General features: G+C 37.3%; 14 protein-coding genes. 12 read left to right on the top strand and 2 right to left on the bottom strand.

The window, feature by feature from the left end; translation table 11 throughout:
• The first annotated feature begins 102 nt into the window (after positions 1-102).
• From hutP to FS608_RS17160, 10 genes are all read left to right on the top strand, one after another.
• A complete protein-coding gene (hutP, locus tag FS608_RS17195; protein ID WP_144553212.1) occupies positions 103-552 on the top strand; it encodes a histidine utilization transcription antiterminator HutP in 450 nt (149 codons plus the stop codon).
• A gap of 113 nt (positions 553-665) precedes the next feature.
• Positions 666-2,204 (top strand): histidine ammonia-lyase, encoded by a 1,539-nt coding sequence (gene hutH / locus FS608_RS17190; protein WP_144553210.1) that lies wholly within the window; start codon positions 666-668, stop codon positions 2,202-2,204.
• Positions 2,205-2,445: 241 nt separating this feature from the next.
• The gene (locus FS608_RS17185) at positions 2,446-2,628 is read left to right on the top strand and encodes a YolD-like family protein (protein WP_144553208.1); all 183 of its coding nucleotides are present in this window, start codon (positions 2,446-2,448) and stop codon (positions 2,626-2,628) included.
• A 73-nt stretch (positions 2,629-2,701) separates the two neighbouring features.
• A complete protein-coding gene (locus tag FS608_RS17180; protein WP_144553206.1) occupies positions 2,702-4,000 on the top strand; it encodes a Glu/Leu/Phe/Val family dehydrogenase in 1,299 nt (432 codons plus the stop codon).
• 163 nt (positions 4,001-4,163) lie between these two features.
• A complete protein-coding gene (locus tag FS608_RS30380; RefSeq protein ID WP_186328783.1) occupies positions 4,164-4,322 on the top strand; it encodes a hypothetical protein in 159 nt (52 codons plus the stop codon).
• A gap of 203 nt (positions 4,323-4,525) precedes the next feature.
• A complete protein-coding gene (hutU, locus tag FS608_RS17175) occupies positions 4,526-6,199 on the top strand; it encodes a urocanate hydratase (protein WP_144553204.1) in 1,674 nt (557 codons plus the stop codon).
• Between the two features lie 155 nt (positions 6,200-6,354).
• Positions 6,355-7,002, top strand: a complete 648-nt coding sequence (locus FS608_RS17170; RefSeq protein ID WP_144553202.1) for a HutD/Ves family protein — start codon at positions 6,355-6,357, stop codon at positions 7,000-7,002.
• Between the two features lie 216 nt (positions 7,003-7,218).
• A complete protein-coding gene (locus FS608_RS17165; protein ID WP_144553200.1) occupies positions 7,219-8,700 on the top strand; it encodes an amino acid permease in 1,482 nt (493 codons plus the stop codon).
• Positions 8,701-8,778: 78 nt separating this feature from the next.
• Positions 8,779-8,946, top strand: a complete 168-nt coding sequence (locus tag FS608_RS30840; protein ID WP_222127371.1) for a hypothetical protein — start codon at positions 8,779-8,781, stop codon at positions 8,944-8,946.
• Between the two features lie 92 nt (positions 8,947-9,038).
• Positions 9,039-9,647: a transglutaminase-like domain-containing protein gene (locus FS608_RS17160; RefSeq protein ID WP_144553198.1), complete on the top strand. Its 609-nt coding sequence runs from the start codon at positions 9,039-9,041 to the stop codon at positions 9,645-9,647.
• A 154-nt stretch (positions 9,648-9,801) separates the two neighbouring features.
• On the opposite strand, the gene FS608_RS17155 is transcribed toward FS608_RS17160, so the two are convergent.
• Positions 9,802-10,635 carry a MerR family transcriptional regulator gene (locus FS608_RS17155; RefSeq protein WP_144553196.1) on the bottom strand — a complete coding sequence of 278 codons (834 nt, stop codon included), beginning with the start codon at positions 10,633-10,635 and terminating at the stop codon, positions 9,802-9,804.
• A 119-nt stretch (positions 10,636-10,754) separates the two neighbouring features.
• On the opposite strand from FS608_RS17155, the gene norA reads away from it, so the two are divergent.
• Positions 10,755-11,948 carry a multidrug efflux MFS transporter NorA gene (gene norA / locus FS608_RS17150; protein ID WP_144553194.1) on the top strand — a complete coding sequence of 398 codons (1,194 nt, stop codon included), beginning with the start codon at positions 10,755-10,757 and terminating at the stop codon, positions 11,946-11,948.
• Between the two features lie 161 nt (positions 11,949-12,109).
• On the opposite strand, the gene FS608_RS17145 is transcribed toward norA, so the two are convergent.
• A complete protein-coding gene (locus tag FS608_RS17145; RefSeq protein ID WP_144553192.1) occupies positions 12,110-12,577 on the bottom strand; it encodes a hypothetical protein in 468 nt (155 codons plus the stop codon).
• A 435-nt stretch (positions 12,578-13,012) separates the two neighbouring features.
• On the opposite strand from FS608_RS17145, the gene FS608_RS17140 reads away from it, so the two are divergent.
• Positions 13,013-13,885: an alpha/beta hydrolase gene (locus tag FS608_RS17140; protein ID WP_260871720.1), complete on the top strand. Its 873-nt coding sequence runs from the start codon at positions 13,013-13,015 to the stop codon at positions 13,883-13,885.
• Positions 13,886-13,919 lie beyond the last annotated feature (34 nt).

Raw genomic sequence — 13,919 nt, 5'->3', positions numbered from 1 at the left:
AATATGGGAAAAATATTTATTGACCTAACGATAGGAATACGTTTAAAATGAAAATCAGTTATTAGTCAATTTAGAAAATTAAAATTCAAAAGAGGTAACTGCATGACGAAGGGATTCGACAGAAAAATTGGTCAGCAGGCAATCATGTACGCGTTTGCAAAAGAAGAGGAAGAAGCTTTAATAGTAAGTAAGCTTACGCAAATGAATTGGCGCTATGGAAAAGGGAAGGTTGGATCAATGGAGCTGCAGAAAATCGTAGCAGCCATTGAAACGTCAGCGAAAAGGCAAGAAATAGTCAACTCTGAACTTTATCGTGAAATGCATGCATTGTATCATGCGATTATTGAAGCGATGCACGGTGTAACACGTGGTCAAGTTGAGCTTGGCGGAATGCTTAGAACAGCAGGGCTTCGCTTTGCGATTCTTCGAGGCCATCCGTTTGAAAACAAGGCAGAAGGCGAATGGATTGCCGTTGCAGTGTATGGAACAATTGGAGCACCGGTTCGCGGGTTTGAGCATGAAGCGATCGGATTAGGTATTAACCACATTTAAATAATAACAAGCCTATAGTTATTAGTTAAACAGGGGGCTGTATTGACGACGGGATACGTCTGTCAATACGGCCCCCTTTTTGGTTTTTTAAAAAATGATAAGGGGTGTAAGAAATGATTGAATTAACAGGTCAGACTTTAAAGATTGAAGTAGCAAAAGAGGTTTTATATAATGATGCGTTTGTAAAAGCTTCAGCGGAAAGTTGGAGCAATGTGGAAAAAAGCAGGGAAGCTGTTGAAATGATCGTAAAGCAAAAGAAAGTCATCTACGGTATTACAACTGGGTTTGGAAAGTTTAGTGATGTATTGATTGATGCTGAAGATGTCGAGCAGTTGCAGTGGAATTTGATTCACTCTCATGCATGCGGCGTAGGAGAACCGTTCCCTGAAGTAGTTTCACGTGCCATGCTTCTGCTCCGTGCTAACGCATTATTAAAAGGTTTTTCTGGAGTGCGTCCCGTTGTCATTGAACGCTTGCTTGAGCTTTTGAATGCACATATACATCCGGTCATTCCGCAGCAAGGTTCACTTGGAGCGAGCGGGGATTTAGCACCACTGTCCCATTTGGCTCTTGTGCTTATGGGTGAGGGTGAAGTGTTTTATAAAGGGGAACAAATGAAGGCCGTCACAGCTTTGTCAAAAGAAGGTATCGTTCCACTGACATTGCAAGCGAAGGAAGGCTTAGCGTTAATTAACGGTACTCAAGCTATGACAGCAATGGGTCTAGTCAATTACATCGAAGCCGAGCAGCTTGCACTTCAAACGGACGCGATAGCATCATTGACATTAGAAGGATCACGTGGCATTAAGGATGCTTTTGATGCTGATGTTCATCTTTCACGTGGGTATCGTCAACAGTCTGAAGTCGCGGAACGTATTCGGCGAATGATTAGTGACAGTCAGCTTGTCACTACGCAAGGAGAACTTCGGGTACAGGATGCATACTCTCTCCGCTGTATCCCACAAGTACACGGCGCATCATGGCAGGCACTTGATTATGTAAAAGAGAAACTTGAAATTGAAATGAACGCAGCAACCGATAATCCGCTTATTTTCGATGATGGTGAAAAGGTTATTTCGGGAGGGAACTTTCACGGCCAGCCGATCGCATTTGCAATGGACTTCCTTAAAATTGCCATGGCGGAGTTTGCGAATATTTCAGAGCGCCGAATTGAGCGTCTCGTCAATCCGCAGCTAAATGATCTACCGCCGTTTTTAAGCCCAGAGCCGGGTTTGCAGTCGGGAGCGATGATTATGCAATATGTGGCGGCTGCGCTTGTATCAGAAAACAAAACATTGGCGCACCCGGCAAGTGTGGATTCCATCCCATCTTCAGCGAACCAGGAAGATCATGTAAGCATGGGGACAATTGGATCCCGTCATGCTCATCAAATCATTCAAAACGTCCGCCGTGTATTGGCCATTGAACTTATTTGCGCCTTGCAGGCAGTGGAATATCGTGGCATAGATAAGATGGCTTCATTTACAAATGCTTTTTATACGGAAGCGAGAAAGCTTATCCCAAGCATTACGCAAGATCGTGTGTTCTCAAAGGATATTGAGGCAGCTACAAACTGGTTAAATGAAATCGACTGGAAATCATTTGTAGAAAAAAACTTACATGTTAGAAAAGAGGAAATTTCCAAACAGTAATCAAGGTGATGGAGTTGTTTTTAGAAAAACATCTTTCAAAATCATCCCTATTTCGGAAATGGAAGGAATAGTTATAGTGGTTACTATGCTCGCCTCTTATTCAAATCTTTAACGTCATTCCGGAGCATGGTTTGCTCCGGTGACTATTTTCTTACTGAATAGTACAGAACTCATACGATCTAAAGGATCAATTATTTTTATTTGTTTTCGGAAATTCCAAGCTTCGGAGAAGGGATAACAGATGTTTTTAAAAGAGTTGACAAAAAAAGAATATATTACAATTACTTACTATGAGAATAGTTCATTACTAACATGCAATGGTCGTGTATGTCTAATTGATATACAGAAACAAGCACTTTTATTAGAAGACAGACAGCAAAAAAATCTCTCCATTCGTTTATCCGATATTAGAAAAATTCATTAAATATTATCTTTTTTTGCTTTAAATAATACATTGGTCCATTCAATTCAAACAACTTATATAAGAGGTGCATCGAATGAAAGTGGCGGTTGATATAAATAGCGAACGAGTTCAAAAACAAGATGGCTCGCAAAATGATACATTGGAATTATTAAGTTCCACTCAATCTATTATAAAAATGGCGGTAAGAAAATTAGGCTATAGCGAGGAAATGTATGAGTTATTAAAAGAACCGCTTAGAATTCTCACGGTACGTATCCCCGTCCGAATGGATGACGGTTCCATTAAAATTTTTATTGGATACCGTTCGCAACATAACGACGCTGTTGGTCCTACAAAAGGGGGAATACGTTTTCATCCGGAGGTAAGTGAAGAGGAAGTAAAAGCGTTGTCCATGTGGATGAGTTTAAAATGCGGTATTATTAATCTTCCATACGGCGGTGGAAAAGGGGGAATTATATGTGACCCTCGCAGCATGTCATTTCTTGAATTAGAACGTTTAAGTCGAGGATATGTGCGTGCAATTAGCCAAATTGTTGGGCCAACGAAGGATATTCCTGCTCCAGATGTCTATACAAACCCGCAAATTATGGCATGGATGATGGATGAGTATAGCCGAATTCAAGAATTTGATTCGCCAGGATTTATTACAGGAAAACCGATTGTACTTGGAGGTTCTCAAGGCCGTGAAACGGCAACGGCTGCCGGAGTGACGATTTGCATCGAAGAGGCAGCAAAACGAAGAGGGATTCCAATAAAGGGTTCACGCATTATTATCCAAGGGTTTGGAAATGCAGGAAGTTATCTTGCAAAATTTATGAAAGATGCAGGAGCAAAAGTGATTGGCATTTCAGATGCATATGGTGCTCTTTATGATCCGGAAGGGCTTGATATTGATTATCTACTCGATCGGCGCGATAGTTTTGGTACAGTAACAAATTTATTTACAAACGTTATAACGAATCAGGAGTTACTTGAAAAAGAATGTGAAATTCTTGTTCCTGCAGCGATTTCTAATCAAATTACACGCGAGAATGCAAATAAGATTAAGGCTGATATTATTGTTGAAGCCGCAAATGGACCAACAACACTCGAAGCAACACACATATTAACAAATCGTAACGTATTACTTGTACCGGACGTACTTGCAAGTTCTGGCGGTGTAACTGTTTCCTATTTTGAATGGGTACAAAACAACCAAGGTTTTTATTGGTCTGAAGAAGAAGTAGCCCAAAGGTTACGTGATAAAATTGTCGATTCCTTTGAAAGGGTTTTCTCCACGTCCCAACAATACCAAGTAGACATGCGCTTGGCTGCATATATGGTTGGAATAAGAAAAATGGCAGAAGCATCGCATTTTCGTGGCTGGGTTTAAATCTATTATCTATTATTTAATAACCGAATACCCATGGAATCTATATAGTTAAAGATTTGTTGGGGATGGTACAGAGTATTTTGAAATATAAATCTATTCATACTATTGATAAAATTTAAAAATTATCTAGCAATATATAAGAATCTTAATTGGAGGAGATTTTATGTGGGTCATCACTTCCTATTCAAATTCAAATATTACTATGTATGAATTTGATTCAGAAGAAGATGCAAGAGCTGCTTTCGAAAACATGGAAGACTATAGGATTCTTTCTGAGATTATTTACATTACTGAACAAAGTAGGGAATTAGTCACTGTTTAAGATCTTTACTATGAATCGACCTTTATTTATGGGATTAAAAAATAATGAACAATTCTAAAAATATGGCTATTTTAGATAAATACCTTTTATATAATCACACGCAATTTTTAAGGAATTTTTAAGTTTTAGAATTTTTCATTCGTATTTTTTAAAAGATTTTATTTTTATAATTAAGCCATAGTTAAACAAAAGGAGTAGATGTTATGGAAACGAAAACATTTGAAAAAAGAATCATTAAAAACTGTATAGGTACGGAACTACATGCAAAAGGCTGGATTCAAGAAGCTGCTCTTCGAATGCTATATAACAACCTAGACCAAGAAGTAGCAGAAAGACCAGAAGATCTTGTTGTCTACGGCGGGATTGGGAAAGCAGCTCGAAACTGGGAATCTTTTGATGCAATTGTGAAAACGCTTTTAGAACTAGAAGATGATGAAACACTTTTAGTTCAATCAGGTAAGCCAGTAGTTGTATGGAAATCACACAAAGATGCACCACGCGTATTGCTTGCGAACTCAAACCTTGTACCTGCATGGGCAAACTGGGAGCATTTCCATGAGCTAGATAAAAAAGGCTTGATGATGTACGGTCAAATGACAGCAGGTAGCTGGATCTATATTGGAAGCCAAGGTATTGTTCAAGGTACGTATGAAACATTTGCAGAACTTGCACGTCAAGAGTTTGGCGGTTCTTTAAAACATACCATTACATTAACAGCAGGTCTTGGCGGAATGGGCGGCGCTCAGCCACTTGCAGTAACCATGAATGATGGAGTTTGTATCGCGATCGATGTAGATGAATGGAGAATTGACCGTCGTATCGAAACAAGATACTTGGATGTAAAAACAAAAGACCTTGATGAGGCGCTTAAAATAGCGTTTGACGCGAAAAAAGAAGGACGAGCACTTTCCATCGGACTTCTTGGAAATGCAGCAGAAATCTTACCATTAATGATTGAAAAAGGCTTCAACCCAGATGTACTAACAGACCAAACTTCAGCTCACGATCCGCTTAATGGATATGTTCCAGTTGGTTATTCATTAGAAGAAGCAGCTAGTTTAAGAGAAGAAGATCCTACACTATATGTAAAACTATCTAAACAAAGCATGGCAACACACGTAAAAGCAATGCTTACAATGCAGCAAAAAGGCGCTGTCACATTTGACTACGGTAACAATATCCGTCAGGTAGCAAAAGACGAAGGCGTAGAAAATGCCTTTGATTTCCCTGGATTCGTTCCAGCTTATATCCGTCCATTATTCTGTGAAGGTAAAGGACCTTTCCGCTGGGCAGCATTATCCGGAGATCCAGAAGATATCCGCAAAATTGATGAAGCATTACTTCGTGTTTATAAAGATGATGAGCATCTTTGCAAATGGGTTCGTATGGCACAAGAAAGAATTGCGTTTCAAGGACTTCCTGCACGTATTTGCTGGCTAGGATACGGTGAAAGAGCCCGTTTTGGTAAAATCATTAACGACATGGTTGCTTCAGGTGAAGTTTCCGCGCCAATCGTTATCGGTCGTGACCACTTAGACGCTGGTTCTGTTGCTTCTCCAAACCGTGAAACAGAAAGCATGAAAGACGGCAGTGATGCAGTTTCTGACTGGCCAATTCTTAATGCTATGATCAACGCAGTAGGTGGCGCAAGCTGGATTTCCTTACATCATGGCGGCGGGGTAGGTATGGGATATTCTCAACACTCTGGTATGGTAATCGTTGCCGATGGTACGAAAGAAGCGGAAACACGTTTAGAGCGCGTATTAACGACTGACCCTGGTATGGGTGTTGTCCGCCATGCTGACGCTGGTTATGAACTAGCGATTAAAACAGCTGGAGAAAAAGGCATCAAAATGCCAATGTTAAAGCAAGACTAAGACCGGACCGAAATGGATTGAAACGATTGAGTAAAGCACTTTTTATCAGAAATGCTTCTCAGCTCTTTACCTTGCAGGGGAGCTCAACAACTCCCCTTGTTAAAGGTGTGATGTCTGAACAAAAGTATAGAAGAATATCGCCGGGATCTGCATGAATGAGCAAAGAGTTAAATTTTTTGATAGATATGTGGAGTGGGAATATGACTTATTCAATAAAATTTGTAAAAAAAAATGAACAAACTACGAATTTATGGTCCGGTGGAAAAACAACGCAACTGGCCATTTATCCTGAAGATGCGGAATATAGTAAACGGAATTTCCAATGGCGCATTAGTACTGCTGATATCGAACTAGAAGAATCCCTATTTACACATCTGCCAGGTATCCAAAGAGTAATTATGACACTAGAAGGTGAAATGTATCTGGTGCATGAAGGAAAACATTCGGTGGTTTTGAAGCCTTTTGAGCAAGATCGCTTTGATGGTGGATGGACAACACGAAGCAAAGGGATTGTTAGGGATTTTAATTTAATGTTATCAGAGGGGTGGAATGGAGGGCTTACCTGCATTCAGTTTAATATGGATATTCAAGATTTAATGTTGGATGTGACAGGAACAGCAGAGGTTTTTTATTGTGTTGATGGAATGGTAGGAGTTGAAATAGGTGAAGAAGACCCTTTATCTTTCGAAAAAGGCGATACACTGATTATTATGAGGGAGAATTTATCTGAGGAAATGAGTATTAAGTTTCGTCGTAAAATGGAAAAAATGGTTACGATTATTAGAGCAAGCATGGTTGTTTAATAACAGGATGCCTATTTCTCAGTATTGCATCTGCTGAACAAAATCAATCACTATCACAGTTACTTATGTCTCGGAATTACTTCAATTAATCTACTATTTTGGAGGATATTAATATTTAAATAAATGAATCCATGAAAGCGCTTTTTTATACTGTCTTATTGTATTTTTAAGATTGTATAAGAATTAATTATAAGAGACTAAAAAAAGAGGTGTTTTATGCAAACGGTACAAAAAATACAAACGCAGCAAACAAATCTAGGAGAACAACATGAACACTTAGAAAGAAAATTAAAAACTAGGCACCTATCCATGATTGCAATTGGTGGAACAATTGGAACAGGTCTTTTTTTAGCTAGTGGTACTACTATTCATGATGCCGGTCCAGGAGGGGCGATTGCGGCCTATCTTATTGCTGGGATCATGGTTTATTTCCTCATGACAAGCTTGTCGGAGATGGCTGCATTTATACCAATTTCGGGTTCTTTTAGTACCTATACATCAAGATTTGTTGACCCTGCCTTAGGGTTTGCGGTTGGGTGGAATTATTGGTATAACAATGCTATTATTCTTGCTCTTGAATTATCGGCTTCTTCATTGATTATGAAATATTGGCTGCCTAATGTTCCAGGCATTATCTGGAGTGCAATTTTTCTCTTCCTTATTTTTGGTCTAAATGTTTTATCTGTAAAAGGTTATGGTGAATCCGAATTTTGGTTTTCCATCATCAAGGTTGTAACCATTATGATTTTTATTGTTGTTGGATTATTGATGATCTTTGGAATTATGAATGGGCATACCGGTGGATTTGGAAATCTTACAAAAGGAGAGGCGCCATTTAAGGGAGGTCTTTTATCCATATTTAGTGTCTTTATGGTAGTAGGATTTGCCTTTCAAGGAACAGAAATGGTTGGAGTAGCTGCAGGTGAAAGTGAAAATCCTGAAAAAAATATCCCTAAAGCGATTAAGCAAATCTTCTGGCGAATTCTTTTATTCTATGTTTTAGCCATTTTTGTCATCGGATGCTTAGTTAGCTATAATGATCCAAATTTATTAGGTTCTGATCTTGAAAATGTTGCTGTAAGTCCATTTACTCTTGTTTTTAAACATGCTGGGCTGTCCTTTGCCGCAGCTGTGATGAATGCTGTCATCCTTACATCCGTTTTATCTGCAGGAAACTCATGTTTATATGTTGGTTCACGGGTCCTATGGGTATTGGCAGAAGAAGGTAAAGCACCAGCATTTTTGAAAAAAGTAAATAAAGGGGGCGTTCCGGTAAACGCATTGTATGCAACTACTATTATAGGAATGCTTTGCTTCCTAACCTCATTTTTCGGTGACGGAGCAGTTTATTCATGGTTATTAAATGCTGCCGGACTAGCAGGTTATCTCTCATGGTTAAGTATTTCTGTTACTCATTATCGATTCCGAAAAGCTTTTATTGCGCAAGGCAGAGACTTTAAAGATCTTCCTTATTTTGCGAAATGGTTCCCGTTAGGACCAATACTAGCGACAATATTATGTTTAGTGGCAATGCTCGGAACAAATTACGGGGCATTTATCGGGGATAAGATTGACTGGTATGGAATTCTGGTTTCTTATATTGGATTACCTTTATTCTTACTTGGATATTTTAGCTATAAAATTGTAAAGAAATCTAAGATGGTTCCATTACAAGAGGCTGATTTCAGTCGAGAATAAGATCACTTTTTCACTAACGCTTTGGAATTTCAAGGCGTTAGTGCTATTCATAGGGGGCGTTTTCCATGCAGATATCAGATGATTACCGTATCTCCGATGAACACTGTTCAATCGGAAGGAATGACATCCCTACTCTTATTTCTGGATAAAGTTTGTGAAATGTTATACTTAAACTATCGGGTGTTTGAGTTGATTAAAGGGTTGCTTCGGCAGCCCTTTGTTCTTGTTCCACTGAGGGGCATGTAGCACAATAATAAATCCTTTAATTCAACAAATGAAAATTGTATAATATTGCTTATATATACATATTTATACACTTTATGAGGGGAGGACGGTTTATGATTTTGGTTTGTAAGTCGGAAAAATTAGATGACTATTTACTCGAATTAAACGAAGTTAATTATTCTAATCCAATTATAAAAAAGAAAGCATATGAACTTTTTAATCCATCTCAAACAGAAATTGAAAAAGCAAGAATCGCTTTTGAATTTGTTCGTGATGAAATTTCCCATTCTTGGGATATTCAATCGAAGCAAGTTACTTGTAATGCTTCGGAAGTATTGGACTTTAAAGAAGGAATTTGCTATGCAAAATCACACCTATTAGCGTCTTTATTGCGTTTACAGGGAATACCAACAGGTTTTTGTTATCAAAGATTGATGTTATTTGATACTCCAGAAAAAGGGTATTGTATACACGCTTTAAATGCTATCTTCCTTAATTCACTTAATAAATGGATTAGGGTTGATGCTCGTGGAAATAAAGAGGGAATTGATGCCCAATTTTCAATTGAAGAAGAAAAATTAGCTTTTCGCATTAATGAAGAACTTGATGAAAAGGATTATCCAGTTATCTATGCTAAGCCTCATCCCAAAATTGTGGCTGTTTTAGAAGAAAATACAAATGTATTAGATATGTATAAACATCACTTACCAGAGAGTTTGTAGTTGTTTCACTAACGGATGCAAGAGTTTGACCTGGATCGCTTCGGCGGTCTTTTTTTGCTTGTTTTAGTAACGTGCAGGATTGTTTTATAAGAGTTGCTTACTATCAAAATAAAAAAAGCTTGGGTTAAATTTCCCAAGCACGTCCATAAAATAATTAACTCTCTATTTGTTCGACTTGAATCATAATTTTGGTGACGTAATGTTCCTTCTGATTCATTACAACGGTATCATAAATATACTCTTCAAAAACATAATCAGCTAAAGCTAAATTTAAACGTTCCATCTCTGAAAAAAGTCGCTTATATGTTTTATGTATTGTTTTCTCATCCCCAATATGATACCCAATGAGAAAGTCACCTTTGACAGCCTGAAAATACGGATATCCCACCTTTGGATGTGGCTGCTCAATATATAAAAAGCTATAATTAGAGAATTCTCCCTTCAATACCTGCTCCCGTTTCGTAATCCCACCAATTGGATATCCTGAATCCAGATGAGAGATGTTCAATTCATTAATAAAATCTGAAATAACTTCTACAAATTCTTCATCCGTTATATTTTCAATGTTTCTACTAAGATAAAGTGTTGCTTCCGGTAAGGCTTTACGCGTAATTTGTTGAAAATCAAGGTATGATGCTTCTTCCATCAATGCTATTTTTGCATCAATCATTCTTTCCTTCATTTCAATCTCCTGACGCTTTTTTACAATCTCTTCTTTTTTTTGATGCATTAATGATAAAAAACTTTCAGGCGATTTATTTTGTGTATATTGTTGAATATCGTTCAGTGACATCCCAAGTTCCTTTAATAAATCTATAACAAAGAAAAGCTCTATTTGGTGAATTGAATAATAACGATACCCTTTTTCATTTTTCAATAGGGGAGACAAAAGTCCAATTTGATCATAATAAAAGAGTGTCTGTTTATTTACCTTACAAAGCTTCGCAAATTCCCCCGTAGTTAAATACTTTCCATTTATTTTTTCCATTTTTTACAGCACCACCCTTGACTATATAGTTACTATATACACTACGATGGAAATTGTAAACAAATGAAAAAATTTCAAATTTGTTTAAGTAATTTGTATTGTTAAGGAGAATGTAAAAAATGAAGACTTATAAAGTCACCTTAGGATTATTATTAATGAATTTATTCATAGCCTTTTTGGGAATTGGTCTTGTCATTCCAGTCTTACCTACCCTGATGAATGAATTAGGGATAACTGGGAAAACTGTGGGTTATTTAACGGCAGCTTTTGCCATCGCTCAATTGATTGTTTCACCGTTTGCAGGGAAAGCGGCAGATCAATTCGGCAGGAAAATTATGATTGTCATTGGCTTATTTATTTTCGGCATTTCAGAATTTTTATTCGGGATCGGAAAAGGAATCGACATGCTATTTATTTCACGCGTTTTAGGTGGAATTAGTGCAGCGTTCATTATGCCAGCAGTTACAGCTTTCATAGCTGATATTACAGATTTGGATACTCGCCCGAAAGCACTGGGGTTTATGTCAGCTGCTATTAGTACAGGATTTATTATTGGTCCTGGTATAGGTGGATTCTTAGCGGAATTTGGAACACGGATACCATTCTTCTTTGCAGGAGCACTTGGTACCATTGCGGCTATACTTTCTATTATATTATTATCTGAGCCGAATCGTAGAGAAGATCATAATGAACAAATCTCTGATGATAAGATTGGTTTCAAACGAATTTTTTCCCCAAAATATTTCCTTGCGTTTATTTTAATTTTTATTGCCTCGTTTGGTTTAGCAGCTTTTGAATCGTTCTTTAGTCTATTTGTAGACCATAAATTTCAATTTAAACCATCCGATATTGCCATTGTTATCACAGGTGGAGCCATTTTTGGTGCAGTATCACAAGTCATCTTATTTGATCGGCTGACAAAAATTTGGGGTGAAATTAAACTGATCCAATATAGCTTAATATTATCAGCCGTAGTTGTCTTTTTAATGACTGTTGTTCATTCCTATTTCTCTATTTTACTTGTTACATTTATTGTTTTTGTAGGATTCGATATATTCCGTCCAGCAGTTACTTCCTATCTTTCAAATATCGCGGGGAACAAACAAGGTTTCGTTGGTGGAATGAACTCTATGTTTACAAGTTTAGCGAACATTAGTGGACCCATTCTAGGGGGGATATTATTTGATATAGATATTAACTACCCTTACTACTTTGCGACTGTGATCCTAGCTCTGGGAATCGTTCTTACATTGTTCTGGAAGAAGCAATCAAGTGATTATTCAAACAAAGTGAAGGCTAGTGTAGCTAATTAATCAAATGGAAACAAAGACGAAAATTGTGGTTCTATTCAGAATGATTAAAAGGGCGGGTTCTTGACAGGTTGCGAGACTGTCAGGGTTCTGGACTCTTATCAGAGCAAAAAACACTTCTAGTGAAAAACAGCTAAATCCATTGGATTCAGCTGTTTTTCACTTCAATTTAATTTGTGGCTTCTCTTTGATAAATCCGTTAAGAACTGGAATCCATATAAAAGGACTGCTCTAAAAGAAAGAATGAAGAAATACGGAAGCTTTTTCATTTTGACTAAGGCAGCGATTTTTTTACGTTTGTTATAGTCGATTCCAAAGCCGGTATATAAAATATGAAATGCCGTATTTAAGGAGAAATAGAGGGGAAATTTCCCGTAGGTCCATTTTAATATCCATAAACTTGAAACCATATATGGACCATAATTAAAAAAACTCATGCTGTTCAATGGAGGAATCCCTTTATAAAAACGCCACCAATTCTTTTTTTCGCCGTATTGTTCTAATGCCATTGAAAAAGTACACATAAATAAAGCAGAAGGGAGAAACCTTTTAAAGGATTCTTTCCCCATTAAAGGTACGGTTAGCCACGGAAAGATAAGAATGCCTAATAAAAATAATTTTGATGGTTTCATCACTACACCTCTTTAACTTATACTGTGTAGTTTTGTAAAGATTAATCAAATTGCTTTAATTTGGGTGCTGCAACAACATGAAAAAGCAGCGCTTTTCCTTGTTCCACTAACGGAGCAGTTAATTGGAACAAGAATAATTGGAATTTTATGTAAAAATGTTAAAATATCCAAATTATAAATACCTATACCCAAAACATAAATACAATTTTTATATTTAAACAAACTTAAAGAATATCAATTGAATGAGGGATTGCAAGTGGGTGCTAGAGTTAAGTTACGAGGATCGCTGCGGCGATCTCATCTTTTTTGTTCTTCAAAAAAGGGCAGATTAGCTCATAAGTCAGATGTGGAAGAGTATTATTTCTAGGAGGAAATAGGCTCTATTTTGTTGAATTAATATTAGAAATGAAAGGAGAATTAATGAGGTGAGCTATAATGCGGGAAGAATTAGATGAAGAAATTCCAAAACAAAGTAATATGAATCAATCCTATTTTTACTTAAAACTAGAAACACATCTATTACATATGTCTTATAAAAATGAAGAACGTCGCGTGCGTGTGTTATTGCCGAAAAATTATGATATAGACGAGGCTAAACATTATCCAGTTGTTTATATGCATGATGGACAAAATGTTTTCTACAGTAGTGAAGCTTATAGCGGATATTCATGGAAAGTTATTCCCGCAATTAAACAAAACCCCGATTTACCGAAGATGATTGTTGTGGGGATCGATAACGCTGGACAAGATCGAATTAATGAATATACGCCTTGGAAAATTACTGAAAGTCCACTTCCTGAAGATATTGAATTAGGTGGAAAAGGTGCGGAGTTTGCTGAGTTTGTCATGACAGTCGTGAAGCCGTTTATCGATGAGCATTACCGAACTAAATCGGATAAATATCATACAGCGGTGATTGGCAGTTCACTTGGAGGAAATATTTCGGCTTTTATGGGAATTGAATATAAAGATCAAATTGGTGGTTTAGGCATTTTTTCTTTAGCGAATTGGATTACAAGTAAAGCCTTTGACAGTTATATTGCTAGAAAGGAGTTGGATCCTGAACAACGCGTGTACATTCAAGTTGGGACTCAGGAAGGCGATGATACTGATCGACAATTGATGTATGGTAATATGAAGCAGGCCTATATCGATGGCTCGCTTAAGTATTATAAACAGCTGATAAAAGGCTCTGTTCCAATTGATAGCATTCGTTTAAATATTTTTGCGGATGAAGAACATAATGAAAAAGCTTGGGCAAAACACTTGCCGGAATGTTTACGATTTTTAAGCGAGAAGTGGTCTTGAATGAACTAATAATTATTTTCAGCTGAATTTGACC

The organism is Bacillus sp. X1(2014) (assembly GCF_007678255.1).
Note: the sequence above shows the minus strand (reverse complement) of the source record. Positions and strands in the feature narration are given on the sequence as shown.

Excerpts from the sequence above, each read along its gene's own strand:
- FS608_RS30840 (WP_222127371.1), top strand. The coding sequence starts at position 8,779 with ATGATTACCGTATCTCCGATGAACACTGTTCAATCGGAAGGAATGACA.
- FS608_RS17160 (WP_144553198.1), top strand. The coding sequence starts at position 9,039 with ATGATTTTGGTTTGTAAGTCGGAAAAATTAGATGACTATTTACTCGAA.
- FS608_RS17155 (WP_144553196.1), bottom strand. The coding sequence starts at position 10,635 with ATGGAAAAAATAAATGGAAAGTATTTAACTACGGGGGAATTTGCGAAG.
- FS608_RS17185 (WP_144553208.1), top strand. The coding sequence starts at position 2,446 with ATGTTTTTAAAAGAGTTGACAAAAAAAGAATATATTACAATTACTTAC.
- FS608_RS17180 (WP_144553206.1), top strand. The coding sequence starts at position 2,702 with ATGAAAGTGGCGGTTGATATAAATAGCGAACGAGTTCAAAAACAAGAT.
- FS608_RS17140 (WP_260871720.1), top strand. The coding sequence starts at position 13,013 with ATGCGGGAAGAATTAGATGAAGAAATTCCAAAACAAAGTAATATGAAT.
- hutP (WP_144553212.1), top strand. The coding sequence starts at position 103 with ATGACGAAGGGATTCGACAGAAAAATTGGTCAGCAGGCAATCATGTAC.
- FS608_RS30380 (WP_186328783.1), top strand. The coding sequence starts at position 4,164 with ATGTGGGTCATCACTTCCTATTCAAATTCAAATATTACTATGTATGAA.
- hutH (WP_144553210.1), top strand. The coding sequence starts at position 666 with ATGATTGAATTAACAGGTCAGACTTTAAAGATTGAAGTAGCAAAAGAG.
- norA (WP_144553194.1), top strand. The coding sequence starts at position 10,755 with ATGAAGACTTATAAAGTCACCTTAGGATTATTATTAATGAATTTATTC.
- FS608_RS17165 (WP_144553200.1), top strand. The coding sequence starts at position 7,219 with ATGCAAACGGTACAAAAAATACAAACGCAGCAAACAAATCTAGGAGAA.
- hutU (WP_144553204.1), top strand. The coding sequence starts at position 4,526 with ATGGAAACGAAAACATTTGAAAAAAGAATCATTAAAAACTGTATAGGT.
- FS608_RS17170 (WP_144553202.1), top strand. The coding sequence starts at position 6,355 with ATGAGCAAAGAGTTAAATTTTTTGATAGATATGTGGAGTGGGAATATG.
- FS608_RS17145 (WP_144553192.1), bottom strand. The coding sequence starts at position 12,577 with ATGAAACCATCAAAATTATTTTTATTAGGCATTCTTATCTTTCCGTGG.